The following is an 18572-nucleotide window of genomic DNA, read 5'->3' on the forward strand; positions in this document are numbered from 1 at the left end:
CAGAAGGCGGTAGGCAATGGGGGCAACGAACCCTGTCAAAGAACGAGTTGCCGGAATCGTACTGGTAGGAGGCACCGGATCCCGGCTGTTTCCGGCGACACGCGTAGTGAACAAGCATCTCCTTCCGGTGTACGACCGACCGGCTGTCGCCTTTTCCATGGACGTGATGAAAGAATGCGGTGTCGATACCCTGGTCCTCGTCTGCAATGCGGCGGACGAAGAGATATACCGGAGCATTCCGGCCTGGCTCGGATATTCTGACATCGAAATCCGGACGGTGGTCCAGAACGAGCCGAACGGCATCGCCGGCGCCATCGCCTGTGCCCGGGAGTACCTGGAACCCGAAGGGTACGAGCGTATCGTCGTCGGCCTCGGGGACACGCTGTACGTACACAGTTCGACCTGGGCAGGAGACATCCTCACGCAGGCCGACGACACCGGCTGCAGCGCTGCGGTCGCGGTCATCGAACACCCCAATCCAAAGGATTTCGGGGTTGTCGAGAGCATCGCGAACGGGACAGTCGTAAGCGTTCAGGAAAAGGCCGATGTGCATCACAGCAGTCAGGTGTGCACGGGGCTCTATTCTTTCGACGGCTCGATATGGAAGAGGCTGGAGTCGATCGTCCCGTCGCGCCGGGGTGAATTGGAAGTGACGTCTCTGCTCAAGTCCTACATCGACGACGGAGGCCTCACCGCGGTGGCCGTTCCCGAGGAAGCCGGGTGGTTCGACGTAGGCACACCCGACCGCCTGGTCGACGCCGCGGTCGCCCGTCGACAACAGCTCGCCTAATTTCCGCCATACGTGAGGGAGATGAAAATGACTGTTCAGCAGGACACCAACGAAACCTTGTCCGAAGAGCTCGATAGGATCGTCATCAGGGACGCCACGGAAGCGGACCGAGCGGTCATTCAGGGGCTCCTGCACGGTTCCCTCAGGCGGAACTACGACGGTGATCACGTCGCTCAGGCCGATCGCATCATCGATGCGCACCTCGGCGGTGGCACGGACCCCGTGGGCCACTTCTCGAAGACCCAGCACGTCTACGTCGCCGAAGCCGGTGGCGAGGTGGTCGGCGTCATGAACATCGCCGAGAAGCGCCAGGGCACCATGAAGATCAGCCCTCTCATCGTCAACCCTGACTTCCGCGGTTCCAACGGCGCCGGATCCGCGCTGCTCGCGAAGTCCGTCGAGGTGGCGAAGGAGCGCGGCATCCGGCAGCTCTATGGAACCGTCGCCGAGCCGAGCTCCTGGATCGAGACGTTCTACCTGAACCGCGGCTGGACGTGCGGTTCGCAGTCGAACAGTCAGTACCGTCCCGGCGTCGTCGAGCATGCGATCTACTACGACATCGACAGTGACGAGTCCGCTGCCGTACGCGAGCCGTTGAAGTTCGAGGAGTACTCCCCGTCGAAGTACGAGGAGCTCGAACGGTTCCTGACCTCCCGCATGGACGCCTTCGTCGACGGCATAGACGAGGACTTCGTCCGAGCCCTGGTCGCGGGACACGAGCGACGGAGCTCGCGCGAGGTGGAGTCCAAGTACAAGGAGATATACCTCGGTTACGCATCCGACGTCCTCAGCTCCGTCGTCGCGTTCGGGCCGAAGAAGGGCGGCGCGGTCAAGCTCATGCCGCTGAGCGCGACATCGCGGAGCGCACTGCGGGAGACCCTCAGGTTCGCGCAGTCCTGGGCCGAGGGACGTACGCACAAGCTGTATACGCACCAGCACGTGGACCCGGCGGTGGTGACCGCCTTCCAGAGCGAGATGTGGACGCTCGAAGGCTTGCTCCCGGAGGCGTATTCCGCGGGAAAGGTAGCCGCCCAGTGGGGTTGGCTCGTCGGCGAGACCACTCACCTGGGCCGCAACTCCGACCGGTTGAAGGCCTACACCGAACGCCTCCTGACGTTCGTTCACAACCGGGGCTGGGACGAACTGGAGGAGGCGCGCGGCCTCGCGATGGCGGTCGGCGGCGAGGCCGGCGAGCTGCTGGCCGAACTCCAGTGGCTCAGCGAACCCGAAGTCGTCGAACTGCTCCGTACGGAAAGGGAGTTCAGGAACAAGCTGTCCTTCGAGGCGGCGGACATCCTCAACTACCTGATCCGCTTCGCGCGCTACTGCGACTTCGACCTGATCGAGGCGGCGGACAAGAAGCTGGCCGTCAACATCGACCGATTCCCCGTGGAGGAAGTCCACGGCTTGAAGGGGAAGCGCTACAAGGCCAAGCCCTGAACTCGGCGACACCGGTCGGCAGGACGAGGAGTGGAAGCCAGTGAACATTCTATTCGTATGCAGCGTGTACTACCCGGTGACCGGTGGCGCACAGGACCCCATCGACCAACTCGGGGCCGAGCTGGTGGCACGTGGACACCACGTGGACGTGCTGACGCGCCATGTGCCCGACACCACGCCGAAGGAAGAGGTGCGCAATGGCGTGCGCATACACCGAGTCCGTAATCCGGTGCTGCCCTCCGACTTCCGGGCACTGACGGGCGAGCTGCGGGAGTTCATCCGAAGGGTCAGGAAGCCGGATGTCATCCACGTCGTCGGCCTGCGCCGGCCGCTTCCGATGATCGCGGAGCTCCTGGCCTGTCTGTGGCACGTGCCGGTCATCCAGACCGTCGGCGGCTACGACATCCCCGATGTGGTCGATCCGGATCCGCGGCTCGTCTGGCTGACCGGACGGGACTTCGTCCTCCCGGCCATGCGGCGGGCGGACCTGCTGAACGCGGCGTCGGACGACCTCGCCCGGCAGACCGAGCTGATGGTCGGTGAAAAGGCCCCGGTGCCGACGCTCTACGTGGGCATCGACCACGACCTGTTCAGCACCGCGGCACCCCACGAGAACGCGGGCGCGCGAGGGCCCTATGTGCTGTCACTGCGACGTCTTGAGCCCGCCAAGTCCGTGAACAGGACGATCGAGGCGATCAGCTGCCTGAAGGACGAAATCCCGGAGCTCCAGCTGGTCGTGGCCGGGGACGGCAGCGAGCGGGCCGCCCTGGAGGAGTACACCGACCGGCTCGGCCTGAGCTCCCGCGTCCAGTTCATCGGGGAGGTGCCGATCGAGGAGGCCGCCTCCCTGCTGAAGGGCGCGTTCGCCACCGTCGTCGCCTCGAAGTCGGAGGGCGGCGGCCTGGTCAATGTCGAGGCCCAGGCCGCCGGTTGTCCGGTGATCGCCACCCGGGCCGGTGGGATCAGCGAGTACCTGGGAGGGGAGTCGGGCGCGCTGTACGTGGACGCGCCGGACGGCGGACTGATCGCGGAAGCACTCCGGAGTCTGTGGTTCGACCCCGATGCCAGGGAGCGGCTCGTCGAGACCGCACGGCCCCTGTCCGCGCGTCTGTCCAATCGTTCGCTGGCATCGGAGTACACGGCGGTCTACGCAGAACTCGCGGCGACCGGTCAGGCGCGGGAATTCGTCCCCTGGGACATGATCACCGCCGCTCTGTGGGAGGAGATTTCCGTCCTCGCGGGACGGAATCCCACCCTGGACGACCCCTGGCGAGCACCGCAGGCGGTCGAGGAGCTGGTGCTGTCGACGGCGGACGCGGAATTCCGCGCACTCGGGCACGGGGCACAGGCCTTCTACTACCTGGCCTGGTCCAGCGGCGTACCGGTCGAGGAGCTGCGCAAGGTGTGCGAGTTCGTGCTGCGGGCGACTGCGGACCTGCCGAAGGAGGCCGTCGCCGCCGGCCTGGAGCATGCCGCAGACTGGGGGCGCTTCGACATCGAGAGTTGCCTCGGATACATCCGGAATTAGGAGACGTATGTCGCAGGGTTCCACACCTCGGACCACCGCAGTGACGTCGAAGCGGTTCTACGACGCCTATTCACGCGGATACGCCACATATTTGGAGCGTCATAGCGGCTATTTTCGCTCAGTCGAGAAGGAGATAGCCGCAGCAGCCGGGAGCCGGAAGGGCCTCGCGTTGCTGGACGTGGGCACCGGCACCGGTGAACGTTTGCAACGAGTGGTCTCGGAAATCCGTCCCGATCGCGTTGCCGCCATCGACGAGAGTCCCGAGATGGCCGTCCTCGCACAGAGCAACTGTCCCAGCGCCCAGGTGCTGGCGATGCCTCTTGGGGCCCCCGAGCTGCCGGACGCGTTCTCGGAGCGCTTCGATCTGGTGACCTGTCTGTCGAATGTCCTGGGACACATCCCGCAGACGCAGCTGGTACCGGGATTGAAGCAGATCAGAAGTCTTCTGAAGCCCGGCGGCGTGTTCGTGTTCGATGTCAACAACCGGTACAACGCCGTCACCTACGGCCCGCTCAGTGTGATCCGCAATGTGGCCAGGGACCGTGTGCTCCCCGGCGGCGGGAATTTCACGGCGGCGTACCGGAACGGCGACGAAGTTCTGCACACCCCCGTTCATCTGTTCAGTCCTTCCGAAGTGACCCGGCTGCTCCGGGAATCCGGGCTCAGGATTGCGAGCCTCGGCTTCCGGGACTATGCGACGGGGCAGGTACGCGGCCGATTCGGCGGGAGCATCGTAGTGAAGGCGGTCAGCGCATGAGCGGTTCCATGGTCCCCGGTCCGAAGGTGTTCCTCGCGGCGCCTTTCGGGAACTACGTACGCGATGACGAATTCCTGCCGGAGCGGAAGGCCGAAATCCTCAGCTACCACACACGGCTCTCCGATTTGGGTGCCTCGGTCTTCAGCTCCCACATGAACGAGGAGTGGGGCGCCGCGGGACTGCCGCCCGAGGACTGCATGCGGGACGACCTCCGTGCCCTGCACGCGTCCGACAGCCTGTGCGCACTCGTCGGTGACGAACCCTCGGCCGGAGTGGCCTTCGAACTCGGTTACGCGGCCTCGGTCCGTCGGCCCACGGTCCTGGTCACCACGTCCTTCGACTCGCTCTCCTCCATGCTGAGGGGCATGGGCACCCTGCTCGAACTGGAGGTGGTCGAGGGCGATCTGCGCAGCCCCGCGGTCGTGGAGAAGGCCTGTTCCCTGGCGGTCGGCCTCGGCGCGAAGTACCGGCAGTCGGACCGGTTCTGGGAGAGCACGGCGGTCGAGCGTGCCCTGAAGTTCCGCTCGCCGGGAGGAGCACGGTGAACGCGTCGGCCTCGACTCCCGGCGGTGTCCGGATCGGCATCCTCGGCGTGAATTTCGGCTGGGGGCCGCATGCCGCGCTGGAGACCGTCATCAGCGAGATCCGGCGGACGGTGTCCGGGGACTGCCAGGTCGTCGCTTTCGGGAGCGAGTACGGACGGTCCCTCATGCAGAACGTGGTCGACGAGTGGTGCGCGTTCGACGGTTCGGGTTACGAGGCGTTGACGCGGGCGGCCGCCGAGAAGGATCTCGACGTGGCTCTCGTGACACTGGACGGGTTCGCCGCCCGCGCTTTCGAAGCGGCGGGTGTGCGTACCGTCTTCGTCGACCTCATGCCCTTCCTGTGGCACGGCGCGGACCTCGCCGTGCCGCCGCTGGAAGTGAGCCGCTACCTCGCCCTGAGGCTCCCCGGGTTGTCCCAGGAGACCCTCGACTGGATGCGGGACATCCGCAATCTGCAGTGGATCGGCGCGGTGGTTCCGTGGCAGCCGCCCGACCAGACGCGGAACACCTACGGATACGCGGAGGGAAACCGGCGAGCCATCGTCACGCTCGGCGGGATGCTCGGTCTGACCATGCGGGACACCACCACGTACCCGTCCCTGGTGCTTCCAGGAGCCATCGAGGCCCTGATCGAAACCGGCTTCGACGACATCCTCATAGCCGGCAACACCCCTCAGGCGGATCTGGACGCCCTCGTCGCCCCGTACTCGGGGCGCGCGGAATTCCGCTTCGGTCCGCTGGCCCGTGACGAGTACCGCACACGCGTCGCGGAGAGCGCGCTGTGCCTCAGCCAGCCGGGACTGATGAGCCTGCTGGAGGCGAGCGCCTGCGGGACGCCGTTGATCCGGCTGCCACCGCAGAACGTTTCCGGATTCCAGCAGAGCGAGATCCACAGGATGGCGACCGGGGCCCACACCGGCGTGAAGTGGCCGGCCGGCGTCGTCGACGAGGCGGTGGTCCGGCAGAAGGCGGCGCAGAGCGAAGCCGCCGGGAACGACTACGTCTATGAGGCGATCGCGGACGGTCTGCGCCGGCACTCGGACATCACGCGCCTGTCCTTCCGGACACAACTGGCGAAGCTGATCCCGGAGTGCCTGGCGCTTCCCGCCGGCATCTGGACCGGCCTGGTGGAGAAAGTGGGGGCGGACGGCGCGAAGGTGGCCGCGGAGGTCGTACTCGACACGGCCCGCGTGGCCGCGGCGAAGTGACGGGGGCGGCGTGGCCGGAACCGTAGTCGTCTTCGGAGCCAAGGGGTTCATCGGAAGGTGCGTGACCGCGGCGTTGGCCGCGGACGGGTGGCGTTGCACAGGGGTGGATCGGTACGGGCGTACGACGGGTGGCGCCGGGGAGGTCGACGGCCCCTACTACGCAGGGAACGACTGGTCGTCCCTCGCGCTGTCCCGCTTCCTGCGGCGCTGCGGCCCTGCCGTGATCGTCAACGCCGTGGGTGCCTCGTGGTCCACCGACCCCGCGGTGGTGCGCCGGGACAACGTCGTGTGGCCCTGCCGCCTCGCGGAAGCGTGCGAACGGTCCGGGACGACGGAGTCGATCCTGCACCTCGGGTCCTCGCACGAATACGGTGACACCGCGCCGGGCGTACGGGTGAGTGAGTCGAGCGTCCTGGCTCCTCTGACGACGTACGGGAAGTCCAAGACCGCGGGAGCCTCCCACCTGGTCCGCGCGGCCTACCGGATGAACAGGCCGGTGACGCTGATCCGCGCTTTCAACGTGATCGGCCCCGGGCACGGTACGAAGGGGATCTGGGCCTCCGCGGTCGGGCTGTACCGAGCCGCGGAAGAAGCGGGATCGGAGCAGGTGGTGGCCAACGTTCCGCTCCCGGAGACGGCGCGGGACCTGATCGATGTCAGGGACGTGGCCGGCCTGGTGAGCCTGGCCGCCGGACGCCCGGGACCGGCGGTGGCCGTCTATAACGCGGCGTCCGGGACCGCGACGAGCATCCGGCAGCTCTTCGACGCCTTCGCTGCGCAGACCGGGATTCCCTATCGGTTCGGGCGGAATCCTGGCGGCCTGCGCACCGGAGCGCGGTGGCAGTGCGCCGACACCGCACGTGCGGAATCACACCTCGGCTGGACGAGGGATTTCACCTTGACCGACTCCATAGGCGCGGCCCTCGCTCGCAGTGAAACGGCGTCGGCGGCGCTCGGCTGATTCAGTCCGTACCAGCAATATCCAGGGAAACGGGGAGAGCTATGTTCAGCAACACATCCACTCTGGCCGCGCGGTTGGCGGACGAGGGCGGCTGGACGGATACGGCCGCTGTCATAGACGAACGGACGGGTGACATCCAGCGGCACAGGGACGTCCACGCTCGTGCCGGCGAACTCGCCGACGAATTTCTCGGCCGTGGGATCGGGCCAGGTGATCATGTCGGGTTCTTGGTGGGCGACCGGCCCGAATGGATGCCCGTCTTCCTTGCCCTGCACGCCATCGGCGCAGTTCCGTTGGTGGTGAATCCGGACCTGGCGGAGCACACGCAGTCGAGGATGCTGGGAATTCTGCCCACCAAGTTCGTGATCTCGTACCGCGACGGCGCGCTGTACATCGAGGGCCGCGAATCCCGTCCTCCGGCCGTTCACCATGAACACGGGGGCGGGCCGGAGGTCTCGCGCTACTACCTGTACAGCTCGGGGACGACCGGAATTCCGAAGGCCGTGGCACACACGAGTTTGGACCTGCCCTTCTTCCACGACGCGGTGGGCGGCACGAACGGCCTGGATATTCAGGCGACCGATACCATCGTCTCGCTCTCGCAATACTATTTCACCTACGGTTTCAACAACCAGTTCGTCTACCCGCTCTTCAGCGGCGCCTCGGTCGTGTTGAGCAGGCAACGCAGGGACGAAAAGACGTTCGTCGACTCCTTGCACCAGTACGGAGCCACCCTGGCGTTCTCCGTTCCGTCGGCGCTGGCCAAGCTGGCAGACCACGTCGAGAGTGCCGCCGTCGAACGTCCGGCGGCGCTGCGGGCCGTCGTCTCCGCGGGCGAACCGCTCCCCGACGCCGTCGCCGCTCGGCTGGAGGACCGCTGGCAGGTCCCGGTGCTGAACCAGATCGGCTCCACGGAAGTGGGCAACGCCTTCTGCGCGAACGGAGTGACGCGCCGGGCCACGGGTACCGCCGGTTTCGTGTGTCCCGGCTACGCGGTGCAACTGCGTAGCGACTCCGGCCGCCCGCTCCCGACGGTCGGATCGGAACAGGAGGTCGGCGCGGTGTGGGTCACCGGGCCCACCATTCCGCGCCATGCGGTCACCGTGAACGGGACGGAAGAGCTGCTGGTCGACGGCTGGCTGGAGACGAAGGACATCGGGTACTGGGCCGACAACGGCGGTCTCGTGGTCGTCGGACGAACGGATGACTTCGTGCATGCCGGTGGAATCTCCATGTCGGCGGTGGAGATCGAATCGGCCATCAGAAGCTGTGCGGGCGTCGAGGACTGCGCCGTACTCGCGCCCCTGGTCGATGGTGTGTCCACACTGTCCGCGCTCGTGGTGATGAATCCGTCGACGGGGGAACCGGAAGAGTCCCTCGCCGCACTCCGGACGCAACTTCGCCGGCACCTGGATCCTTTCCGAGTCCCCAAGCAGTGGACACCGGTGCCGGAGATTCCGCGCACCGGCAGCGGCAAGATCATGAGGCACAAGCTGACTTCTGTACTCATCGACGGAGAGCCTGGAGTGATTCGATGACCCGTATTCTTATCATCGACAACTACGACTCCTTCACCTACAACATCTGGATGTACCTGAGCGAGCTCCCGGATGTCGAATGCGTGGTTGTCAAGAACGATGATCCGCTGGCATCCATATGCTTCGAGGATTTCGACGGCATAGTGATTTCGCCGGGGCCCGGCAGTCCCGATGTACCTGCCGACGTGGGAATATCCCGCACCATCGTGACGTCGGTGGACCTGCCGATTCTCGGTGTCTGCCTCGGGCATCAACTCATCGGCAGTGCCTACGGGGCGAAGGTGGGGCCGGCTCCGAGGATCATGCACGGGAGGACCTCCCGGGTCCGCCACGGCGGAGACCGCCTGTTCCGCGGCATGGCCGAGGAGTTCACCGCGGTCCGGTACCACTCCCTGGCCCTGTCGGGCGTCGAAGAGCCCCTGAAGGTCATCGCCGAGGACGAGGACGGGATTCCCATGGCGATCCGTCACGGCGACCGGCCGGTATGGGGCGTTCAGTTCCATCCCGAGTCGATCCTCAGCGACGACGGACGGCTCCTCCTGCGCAACTTCGCCGAGATCGTCACCGACAGCAGAGGCGCGTCGCCCGATCGTGAGAACCGGAACGGTGAGATCGACTGCACGTGGGTGTGTGTCGAAGGGGAGGTTGACGGCCGGACGTTGTTCGAGGCGTTCTGCGGCTCGTCGACGGAGAGCTTCTGGCTCGACAGTTCCGACACCGACCGGGCGCGGTTCTCCATCATCGGCGGGCTGCCGGACGCCCGCTCGACGACGGCGAGTTACCGCGTGGCCGAGGGGCGGGTCACGGTGACGGACGCCGACGATTCGGTGCGGTACGTCGATGGCGACCTGTTCACCTTCCTGAAGGACCAGCAGCGCTTCCTCAGGGTGGACAGGGAGGACCTGCTGCCCTTCGAGTTCCGCCCCGGCTTCGTCGGCTACTTCGGATACGAACTGAGAGCGGACACCGAGAAGATGGCCGTTTCCCGGCATTCCCGGCTTCCCGATGCCCGCTTCCTGCTCACCGATCGCTATGTTGCCGTCGACCATCGGGAGAAACGGGTCTATCTGCTGTTCGCCTCCGGCCCTGGGCTGGGGGAACACGCAGATGCGCAGGCGTGGTTCGAGAGCGCTTCGCGCACGGTGCGGAAGGTGATCTCGGCGCCTCCCGCCGACCTGGAGCCGACGGCCCGGGCACAGCCGGAAGAGCCGGAAGGCGTCGTCTTCCGGGACAGCAAGGAGGCGTACTTGGCGAAGATCCTGAAGTGTCAGGACTACCTGTCCAGCGGTGAATCCTACGAACTCTGCCTGACGAACACCGCCTCGATAGCAGGTGAGTTCGATGCGGTCGAGACCTACGCACGCCTCCGTACCGCCAGCCCGGTTCCCTACGGCGCGTTCCTTCGGACCTCTGAATTCTCCGTGCTGTCCGCGTCGCCCGAGAGGTTCATGACCATCAGCGGTGACCGGTCCGTGCGGGTGAGCCCCATCAAGGGCACGCGTCGACGCGGTGCCACCACGGACGAGGACGCGGCGCTGAAGCGGGAGCTCGCGACCGACGAGAAGGAGGTCGCCGAGAATCTCATGATCGTCGACCTGATGCGGAACGATCTCAGCCGCGTCTCCGAGATCGGATCGGTCCGTCCCGTCGAGCTGTTCGGCGTCCACACCTTCGCGTCGGTACACCAGATGGTGAGCACCATCGAGTCGAAGCTCCGGCAGGACGTCTCGGCGGTGGACTGCATCCGTATGGCATTTCCGCCCGGCTCGATGACCGGTGCGCCGAAGCTGCGCAGCATGGAGATTCTGGCGGCACTGGAGGAGGAGCCGCGAGGCATCTACTCCGGCGTCCTCGGATGGGTGTCCCTCAACGGGCGCGCCGACTTGAGCGTGGTGATCAGGACCCTGGTCCTGGAGAAGGACTCCGCATCGTTCGGAGTCGGAGGCGCGATCACACTGCTGTCGGACCCGGAGGCGGAGTACGCCGAAACGCTGGTGAAGGCGGCCGCCCCGAAGTCCGCCTTCGCGGGCCTGAGGGCTGTCCCGTAATCCCCGGCGGGCGTGCGCCGACAGCAGGGATTTTGGGACAGCCCTGAGATCGACCGACCGCATCCGAGACAGCCACAGGTGAGCAATCAGGAGGCAGCGTGTCCGCAGGCAGCGAAAAAGATCACATTCTGGAGCTCACTCGCGCGTACGGTGAAACCGGTGCCGCGGAGGAATTCGTTCCCGGCGTCACGCCCATCTGGCCCTCCGGCGCGGCGCTCGACCAGGACGACCGGGTCGCGCTGGTGGCCGCGGCGCTGGACATGCGCATCGCCGCCGGTGTGACCGCGAGGAAGTTCGAGCGGGGACTGACGAATCTCTTCGGGCTGAGGAAGGCCCATCTGACGAACTCGGGGTCCTCGGCCAATCTCCTGGCCGTATCGGCGCTGTGTTCCCGGCAGCTCGGCGATCGGCGGCTGCGCCCCGGGGACGAGGTCATCACGGTGGCCGCGGGCTTTCCGACCACGGTGAATCCGATCGTCCAGAACGGTCTGGTCCCCGTGTTCGTCGACGTCGAGCTCGGTACGTACAACACCACGGTCGAGCGGGTGGCGGCGGCCATCTCACCCCGCACCCGGGCGATCGCGATGGCCCATACCCTGGGCAACCCCTACCAGGTCGCCGAGATCGCCGCACTTGCCGAGAAGCACGATCTCTTTCTGGTCGAGGACAACTGCGATGCCGTCGGCTCGACGTATCAGGGCCGGCTCACCGGTACTTTCGGCCACTTCGCCACGCTCAGCTTCTACCCCGCCCACCACATCACCACGGGGGAGGGCGGATGCGTGCTGACCAACGATCTGAAACTGGCGCGGCTGGTGGAGCAGCTGCGGGACTGGGGCCGGGACTGCTGGTGCGAGCCAGGCCAGGACAATACCTGCTTCAAGCGTTTTGATTACCAGCTCGGAAATCTCCCGCACGGCTACGACCACAAATATATATTCTCCGAAATCGGCTACAACCTGAAGACGACTGATTTGCAGGCGGCGCTCGGACTCAGTCAGCTGGGCAAGGTCCCGGAATTCGGTGAGATTCGGCGTCGCAACTGGAATCGGTTGCGGAAGGCGCTGGACGGGTTGCCCGGCCTCCTGCTGCCCGAGGCGACCCCGGGGAGCGACCCCAGCTGGTTCGGTTTCGTTCTGACCGTGCTGCCGGACGCACCGTACGCCAGACAGGAGTTGGTGGCCTTCCTGGAGGAGCGGCACATCGGAACGCGGCGACTGTTCGGCGGGAATCTCACCCGTCATCCTGCTTACATCGAGCGCGACTATCGAATCTCCGGTGAGCTGACCAATACTGACATCGTTACCGAGCACACCTTCTGGGTGGGGGTCTACCCCGGCCTGAGTATCGAGAAGATCGATTACGTGGCGGAGAGCATCGCCGAGTTCGTGAAGGGCCGCACGCGCGAGGTGGCGTGAAGCCCGAGAACCGTGTATCACGGCTGTGATAAGATCCCGTCCGTGGGATATATCGATGTGAACTCAATTTCTTTCGGCCTGCCGGACGGCCGGGTGCTGCTCGACGAGATCTCGTTCCGGGTCGGTGAGGGGACGAAGGCCGCGCTCATCGGCGCCAACGGATCCGGGAAGACCACGTTGCTGCGGATGATCGCAGGAGACCTGACACCTCATGGCGGGGCGGTGAGCCGGAGCGGAAGCCACGGCGTCATGCGGCAGTTCGTCGCCCGCCAGGGTGACCAAGTGCGTGATCTGCTCTTATCGGTGGCGGACCCGCGCATCCGCCGCGCCGCGGCGACGGTCGACGCGGCGGAAGCGGCCATGCAGGCGCGTGGGGGCACCGCGGCGCAGATGGCGTACGCCAACGCGTTGGCCGAATGGGGCGATGCCGGCGGCTACGACGCCGAGGTGCTGTGGGACGTGTGCACGACGGAGGCCCTCGGTATCCCCTTCGACCGGTGCCAACGGCGTGCCGTGGACACGCTCTCGGGCGGTGAGCAGAAGCGGCTCGTGCTGGAGGCGTTGCTGCGCGGCCTGGATCAGGTGCTCCTGCTCGACGAGCCGGACAACTTCCTCGACGTACCCGGCAAGCGGTGGCTTGAGAGCCGCCTGATGGAAACTCCGCAGACCGTCCTGTACATCAGTCACGACCGCGAGCTGCTGGCCCGCACGGCGCAGAGCATCGTCACGATCGAGCTCGGTGCGGCGGGCAATACCGCCTGGGTGCACCCCGGCGGATTCGACACCTACCACCAGGCCAGGGTGGAACGGTTCGAGCGCTTCGACGAAATGCGCAACCGCTGGGACGAGGAGCGCGGGAAGCTGAAGGCGCTCGTGCAGATGTACAAGCAGAAGGCCTCCTACAACTCGGACATGGCCTCGCGGTACCGCGCTGCCCAGACCCGGCTCGACAGGTTCGAGAAGGCAGGGCCGCCCCCCGCGCAGCCACGCGAGCAGCATCTGTCGATGCGGCTGCGCGGCGGGCGTACCGGCAAGCGTGCCGTGGTCTGTGAAAGTCTCGAACTCACCGGCCTGATGAAGCCGTTCGACCTTGAGGTCTGGTTCGAGGACCGGGTTGCCGTGCTCGGTTCCAACGGCTCGGGCAAGTCGCACTTCCTGCGGCTGCTGGCCGCCGGCGGCAGTGCCCCCGAGCCCGAACACGAGCCGGTGGGTGACCTTCCGGTCGAGCCGGTGTCGCACGAGGGCGTGGGCCGTCTGGGTGCGAGGGTGCGTCCGGGATGGTTCGCGCAGGTCCACGGGCGGCCCGACCTCGCCGGCCGCACACTGGTGTCCATCCTGCACCGCGGCGACGAGCGTCGGGAAGGGCTGCCGCGCGAGGATGCCTCGCGGGTGCTGGCCCGATACGAGCTGGCGGGCGCGGCGGAGCAGACCTTCGACTCCCTGTCCGGGGGGCAGCAGGCGCGATTCCAGATTCTCCTGCTCGAACTCGGCGGTACGACACTGCTGTTGCTGGACGAGCCCACCGACAACCTCGACCTCGTCTCGGCCGAGGCGCTGCAACACGCGCTCCGCGGCTTCGAAGGGACCGTGATCGCGGTCACCCACGACCGTTGGTTCGCCCGGGACTTCGACCGGTTCCTGGTCTTCGGTTCCGACGGCACCGTCTATGAGTCGCCGGAGCCGGTGTGGGACGAGAAACGCGTGAAGCGGCGCCGTGGGTGACCAACGTCCCTGCGCGTGCGATGGGTTGGGCGCCTGCTCGGTATGTGGAGGGTGGGGCGTCGTAGGGGTCGGCGGCGTCCGTCCGCCCGTCCGGCCGGGTGTGAGTAGCAGCAGGCGCCAACTGTCTTGCAATGCCCTGGTGTTCGGCCTGACAGTCAGCTCTCGTGACCCTGCTTCAGCGGCCCATCGAAGTGGGATCCACACGGCCGGGCGCGCTCGACTCCTGTTTTGTCACATCCGTGATACTGTTTGAAAATGCCAGCTCGGATTGACCTCGAACAACGCCGCAAGGAGGTTATCGAGGCAGCATTTCGCCTCCTGGTCGCGGAGGGCCTCAGCGGAATGTCGCTGCGAAAGGTCGCCGTTGAATCGGGATTGAACATCGGTTCGGTGCGCCACTACTTCGACGACCACCGCAGCCTTCTCGTGGCGGCAGTGACCAACGTCGGTAATCGCATGGGGGAGAGGCTCACCCGGTATCCGACCGATGCGCTGGCCGGACTCACGGGTGAATCCGCCGTCGATGCCCTGCAGTCACGGCTGGAGGAACTGCTTCCGGTCGACGAGGAACGCCGCGTCGAGGCGATTGTGCTGACGGAATTCATCGTCGCCGCCCGGGTGAATCCGATTTTCCGTCCGGTGACCGAGCAGATGGCCGCCGACATGCGGCAGGTCATCACGGATGCCTTGCGCGTTCTTGAGGTGCACGCCCCGGCCGAGGAGGCCGAACGGGTCATCGCGGTCCTGGGCGGGCTGGTTCTGGACTCGGTGACGCCACACGGATCGCTCAGCGTCGAACGCCTTCGGGCGACGCTGCGGGCGCATCTGCGTTCGATCCTGGTGGACGGTCCCGGCGTCGACGCCGCACCGACCGACGACTGACCTGATAGCTGCGCCATCAGGCACTGTCGAAGTACATAAGGAGATCAGTTGTGCCCGCGTGGCTGTTTGCGTTGCTCGTTGCGGCTTTTGTCCTGTACACCGATGACTATGTGATCGCCGGCGTTCTGCCGGAGATCGCAAGAGACCTGGATGTCAGTGAGGCGCAGGCCGGCCAGCTGGTGACCGTCTTCTCCCTCACCGTCGCCGTGGCGGCGCCGGTCGCCGGATTCGCTCTCGCACGGGTGTCCCGTCGTCGCCTGTTCACCGTCGCGTTCGTGGTCTTCATCGCCGCGAACCTGGTGGCGGCCACGAACAGCAGCTTCGGTCTCCTGATGGCACTGCGGATCGTCGCGGCGCTCGCGGCGGCGGCCTCGACTCCTGCGGTGTTCGCCTTCGCCGCCGAGCGCGCGCCGGAAAGTCATATCGGGCGGTACGTCGCCGTCGTGGCGCTCGGTGTCACGGGCTCGATCGCGGCCGGAGTCCCGATCGGCACGTGGATCGGTGGCCATTACGGCTGGCGGGCGACCTTCGTCGCCATGGCGGTGGCCGGGGTCGCGGCACTGGCCTTCCTGCTCGTGGCCCTGCCTCGCGAGGGCGACAAGGCCAGTGAAGTACCGAATATCCGCGAGCAATTGCGTGCCCTCAGCAATCTGCCGGTGTCGCTCGGACTCCTGGCGAACTGCGCGCTCATGACCGGTTCGATGATGATGCTCACGTACATGGCTCCCTATCTCGCCGCGGTGAGCGAGGCCAGCGTGGATCAGCGTGCGCTCGCGTTCAGCCTGTCGGGGTTCGCCGGCATCATCTGCATCTGGGCGGGCGGGAAGGCCACCGACCGATGGGGTCCGGACCGCACCCTGGTCGCCGGGATCGGACTCTTCACCGGAATCATGGTGGTGCTGGGCCTGCTGTGGTTCGTTCGCCCCGTGCCCTTCACCGTCCTCGTCGTGGTGGGCACGATCTGGGGCGGCATGGCCTTCTGGAATTCCCCGGCCATTCAGGCACGCCTCTATCTGCTCGCCGGACCGGCCGCGGCTCAGGCCCTGGCATTCAACACGTCGAGCACCTATCTCGGGGTCTCGTTGGGCGGAGCCATCGGCGGCCTGACGCTGGGCAGCGTGGGGGCTGGACTGCTGCCGGCCGTCGCTGCCGTCCTCGGACTGAGCGCATTGGCATTGCTGGCACTCGCCATCGGTGCTTCGAAAGGAAAGGTGAGCAGTGCGGAAGCCGTGGCAGAAAGCTGATTCCTGCAACAGCGAAGGATGGAGTTTCCATGACGAAGTTCGTATTGTTCGGACCCGCCGATGCCGCGGTAGATTTCCGTGGATACGAACCGATGCTGCGGAGCTCGGAGGTCGCGCAGTCGATCTATCGTGAATTTGCCGAAACAATCGATGTTCCAGTGGGCCACCTCATCGACGGAGAGGTGGCGCACCTCCATCCGGTGCTGCTGCGCTGGATACGGCAGTTGGCCGCCATGCTCAGTGTGGGGCGGATCCTGGAGCGCAATCACGGTGCGGCCTCCGTGTACGGCGGTGTCTCCCTGGGTGAACTCGCCGCACTGCATTCGTCTGGGGCGGCCTCGACCGAAATGGTGGTCAGGTTCCTTCGGGAGAGGCATCTGCAGGACACCGGGCGGGACGAGGCAATCGGTTTCGCGTTCGTACCCGCGCCGATCGACTGGCGCTACTACGACCAGCCGGAGCGGATGACCATCTCCTGTGACTTCGGCTCGGTCCTCAACGGCGCCGGCCGCATGATCATGGTGTCCGGCCTGCGTTCGGCGCTCGAATCGGCGCGCGGAGACGGCCCCGCGGACCTACAGGTCGTGGACCGGTCCCTCGCGCATCAGGCGTATCACTCACCGTTCCGGGAGCCCAGCCGTCAGCGGCTGGAATCTCTGCTGAAAGAGAATGAGCTCGGTCATCCGAAAGCTCCGGTGGTCACCGCGGTTCCAGGGATGTACACGCTGACCTCAGGCGCAGAGGCCGCGAAGGCGCTCATCGCGAGTGAAACCCAGTCCCTCGACGTTCCGGGCCTGGTGGAAGCCTTGCGGCAGTTCGCGCCCGAAAAGGTGTACGTGATCAGTTCTTTCTTGCGCCAATTGGAGATTGATTTCCATGCGGCGACCGAATACGTTGATGATGCCTGGCTGAAACGGAATTTCGGCTAGTTCCATCGGGGTGAACGGATGCGCCCCGCACTGCGGTGGCTGCGGTGATCGCTTTGTACCGCCCGCAGCTGCTCTCGCTCGGAACCTCTCTGCGGCCGAGCTGATCCCAGTAATGGACTCCAGTCCTTATTCGGCGAGACCTGCACCGCGCGATCGCACCTAAGGAATCCTCTGTGCTTGAATCTGGGCAAATGGCAAATCCTACGACCCGGTCCATCGCCGAGATGGGCTGGAGTGTGCTGATGAGAAACGATCCGGGTCTCGGGGCGCTTCTTGACGCCGAGGCGAGGTACCAGACCACGAGCCTGTCGATGGTGGCCTCGGCCAGCGTGGCCCCGCCGTCCGTCCTCTGTGCGAACGGCACAGTCATGTCGAACGTCACCGCCGAGGGCTATCCGGGGGCGCGCTACCATCCCGGTGCCGTGCACTTCGACGGGATCGAGAGGCTTGCGGTCGAACGTGCCAAGAGCGTTTTCGGTGCCCGGTACGCAAACGTTCAGCCGCACTCCTGCTCATCGGCCAACCTGGCGGTCATGGCGGCACTGCTGCCCCGCGGCGGAAAGATCCTCGCGCTGGATCTCGATTCCGGTGGGCATCTGACGCACGGCGCGAGCGCATCGGTCAGCGGGAAGTACTACGAAGTGGCCCGCTACGACGTCGAACCCGACGGAAGCCTCGACTACGACAAGGTCCTCGGCCGCGCGCTCGACCAGCGACCGGACGTCATCATCGCGGGAGCGAGCGCGTTTCCCCGTTGGCTGGACTTCGCCCGGTTCCGGGCCATCGCGGATCGTGTCGGCGCCTACCTCCTCGCCGACATCTCCCACATAGCCGGGCTGGTCGCCGCGGGCCTGCACCCGAGTCCGATCGACTACGCGCACATCACGACGACCAGTACCTACAAGCAGCTTGCGGGTCCCCGAGGGGGTTTGATCCTCCTCGGCAAGGACTACCGCCGGAGCGCGCCGGACGGTCGGACCGAGCTGTGGAAGCTCATGCAGAGCGCGGTGTTTCCCGGGTTCCAGGGAACTCCGGATCCGTCCTCGATCGCGGCCAAGGCGCGTGCCCTGGCCGTCGCGTCGAGCGACGGTTTCCAGTCCACGATGAAACGCGTCGTGGACGGTGCGAAGGCGCTGTCGGACGAACTCGTGACGCTGGGGTACGACGTTCTGGCCGGGGGCACCGACACCCACATGGTTCTGGTCGACGTCCGGGCCTCGGGGCTCACCGGGGTCGTGGCCGAACGGGCACTCGAAGAATGCGGAATCCTGGTCAACAGAAACAAAATACCTGGAGATTCTCTTCCGCCTACGCTGGGAGGCGGTCTGCGCTTCGGAACAAATATCATCGCGCAGCGTGGAATGGGACCCTTCGAGGTTCGTGAATGCGCAGGTCTCGTGCACGAAGTGCTGTCCGGTGTCAAGGTCCTGGATTCCACTCATTATGAACTGGAGGGAACGCTCCGCGAATCGGTGCGCGACCGCGTGAGCATCCTCTGTGCGCGCTTTCCGTTTCGGTTCGAAGACGAGTAGACGCCCGCCTCGTTCGGAAGGTTGTACAAG

The 18572-nt window shown here is 65.9% G+C and carries 15 protein-coding genes; all 15 read left to right on the forward strand.

The genetic code is table 11. The annotated features are described in order from the left end of the window. Positions 1-16: 16 nt before the first annotated feature. The 15 genes from OG413_RS27235 (at position 17) to glyA (ending at position 18542) form a co-directional block, all read left to right on the forward strand. Entirely contained in the window at positions 17-790 is a 774-nt protein-coding gene (locus OG413_RS27235) for a sugar phosphate nucleotidyltransferase (protein WP_266809632.1), read from the forward strand. Positions 791-817: 27 nt separating this feature from the next. Next, complete coding sequence (locus OG413_RS27240; protein WP_266809633.1) at positions 818-2230, forward strand: GNAT family N-acetyltransferase; 1413 nt, start codon at positions 818-820, stop codon at positions 2228-2230. Positions 2231-2270: 40 nt separating this feature from the next. Then, the gene (locus OG413_RS27245; protein ID WP_266809635.1) at positions 2271-3758 is read left to right on the forward strand and encodes a glycosyltransferase family 4 protein; all 1488 of its coding nucleotides are present in this window, start codon (positions 2271-2273) and stop codon (positions 3756-3758) included. 7 nt (positions 3759-3765) lie between these two features. Then, complete coding sequence (locus OG413_RS27250) at positions 3766-4515, forward strand: class I SAM-dependent methyltransferase (RefSeq protein ID WP_266809637.1); 750 nt, start codon at positions 3766-3768, stop codon at positions 4513-4515. Next, on the forward strand, positions 4512-5060 hold the full coding sequence (locus OG413_RS27255; protein WP_266809639.1) for a nucleoside 2-deoxyribosyltransferase: 549 nt from the start codon (positions 4512-4514) through the stop codon (positions 5058-5060). Before OG413_RS27250 ends, OG413_RS27255 begins: the two co-directional genes overlap by 4 nt. Then, on the forward strand, positions 5057-6268 hold the full coding sequence (locus tag OG413_RS27260) for a hypothetical protein (RefSeq protein ID WP_266809641.1): 1212 nt from the start codon (positions 5057-5059) through the stop codon (positions 6266-6268). Before OG413_RS27255 ends, OG413_RS27260 begins: the two co-directional genes overlap by 4 nt. Positions 6269-6278: 10 nt before the next feature. Then, on the forward strand, positions 6279-7229 hold the full coding sequence (locus OG413_RS27265) for an NAD(P)-dependent oxidoreductase (RefSeq protein ID WP_266809643.1): 951 nt from the start codon (positions 6279-6281) through the stop codon (positions 7227-7229). Between the two features lie 41 nt (positions 7230-7270). Next, positions 7271-8767: a class I adenylate-forming enzyme family protein gene (locus OG413_RS27270; protein ID WP_266809645.1), complete on the forward strand. Its 1497-nt coding sequence runs from the start codon at positions 7271-7273 to the stop codon at positions 8765-8767. Further along, positions 8764-10815, forward strand: a complete 2052-nt coding sequence (gene pabB, locus OG413_RS27275) for an aminodeoxychorismate synthase component I (RefSeq protein ID WP_266809647.1) — start codon at positions 8764-8766, stop codon at positions 10813-10815. The genes OG413_RS27270 and pabB overlap by 4 nt, the downstream gene beginning before the upstream one ends. 98 nt (positions 10816-10913) lie before the next feature. Continuing rightward, positions 10914-12233, forward strand: coding sequence for a lipopolysaccharide biosynthesis protein RfbH (gene rfbH / locus OG413_RS27280; protein WP_266809649.1), 1320 nt, complete (start codon positions 10914-10916; stop codon positions 12231-12233). Positions 12234-12275: 42 nt separating this feature from the next. Continuing rightward, positions 12276-13955 carry an ATP-binding cassette domain-containing protein gene (locus tag OG413_RS27285; RefSeq protein ID WP_266809651.1) on the forward strand — a complete coding sequence of 560 codons (1680 nt, stop codon included), beginning with the start codon at positions 12276-12278 and terminating at the stop codon, positions 13953-13955. A 255-nt stretch (positions 13956-14210) separates the two neighbouring features. Continuing rightward, entirely contained in the window at positions 14211-14837 is a 627-nt protein-coding gene (locus tag OG413_RS27290) for a TetR/AcrR family transcriptional regulator (protein ID WP_266809653.1), read from the forward strand. Positions 14838-14887: 50 nt separating this feature from the next. Further along, positions 14888-16081 carry an MFS transporter gene (locus tag OG413_RS27295; RefSeq protein WP_266809655.1) on the forward strand — a complete coding sequence of 398 codons (1194 nt, stop codon included), beginning with the start codon at positions 14888-14890 and terminating at the stop codon, positions 16079-16081. A gap of 29 nt (positions 16082-16110) precedes the next feature. Continuing rightward, entirely contained in the window at positions 16111-17010 is a 900-nt protein-coding gene (locus OG413_RS27300) for a hypothetical protein (protein ID WP_266809657.1), read from the forward strand. 173 nt (positions 17011-17183) lie between these two features. Next, on the forward strand, positions 17184-18542 hold the full coding sequence (glyA, locus tag OG413_RS27305; RefSeq protein ID WP_266809659.1) for a serine hydroxymethyltransferase: 1359 nt from the start codon (positions 17184-17186) through the stop codon (positions 18540-18542). The last annotated feature ends 30 nt before the right edge of the window (positions 18543-18572 follow it).

The organism is Streptomyces sp. NBC_01433 (genome assembly GCF_026340105.1).
Classification (GTDB): domain Bacteria; phylum Actinomycetota; class Actinomycetes; order Streptomycetales; family Streptomycetaceae; genus Streptomyces.

Coding starts and splice junctions, on each gene's coding strand:
- OG413_RS27235 (WP_266809632.1), top strand. CDS start 17: ATGGGGGCAACGAACCCTGTCAAAGAACGAGTTGCCGGAATCGTACTG.
- OG413_RS27240 (WP_266809633.1), top strand. CDS start 818: ATGACTGTTCAGCAGGACACCAACGAAACCTTGTCCGAAGAGCTCGAT.
- OG413_RS27250 (WP_266809637.1), top strand. CDS start 3,766: ATGTCGCAGGGTTCCACACCTCGGACCACCGCAGTGACGTCGAAGCGG.
- OG413_RS27255 (WP_266809639.1), top strand. CDS start 4,512: ATGAGCGGTTCCATGGTCCCCGGTCCGAAGGTGTTCCTCGCGGCGCCT.
- OG413_RS27270 (WP_266809645.1), top strand. CDS start 7,271: ATGTTCAGCAACACATCCACTCTGGCCGCGCGGTTGGCGGACGAGGGC.
- pabB (WP_266809647.1), top strand. CDS start 8,764: ATGACCCGTATTCTTATCATCGACAACTACGACTCCTTCACCTACAAC.
- OG413_RS27290 (WP_266809653.1), top strand. CDS start 14,211: ATGCCAGCTCGGATTGACCTCGAACAACGCCGCAAGGAGGTTATCGAG.
- OG413_RS27300 (WP_266809657.1), top strand. CDS start 16,111: ATGACGAAGTTCGTATTGTTCGGACCCGCCGATGCCGCGGTAGATTTC.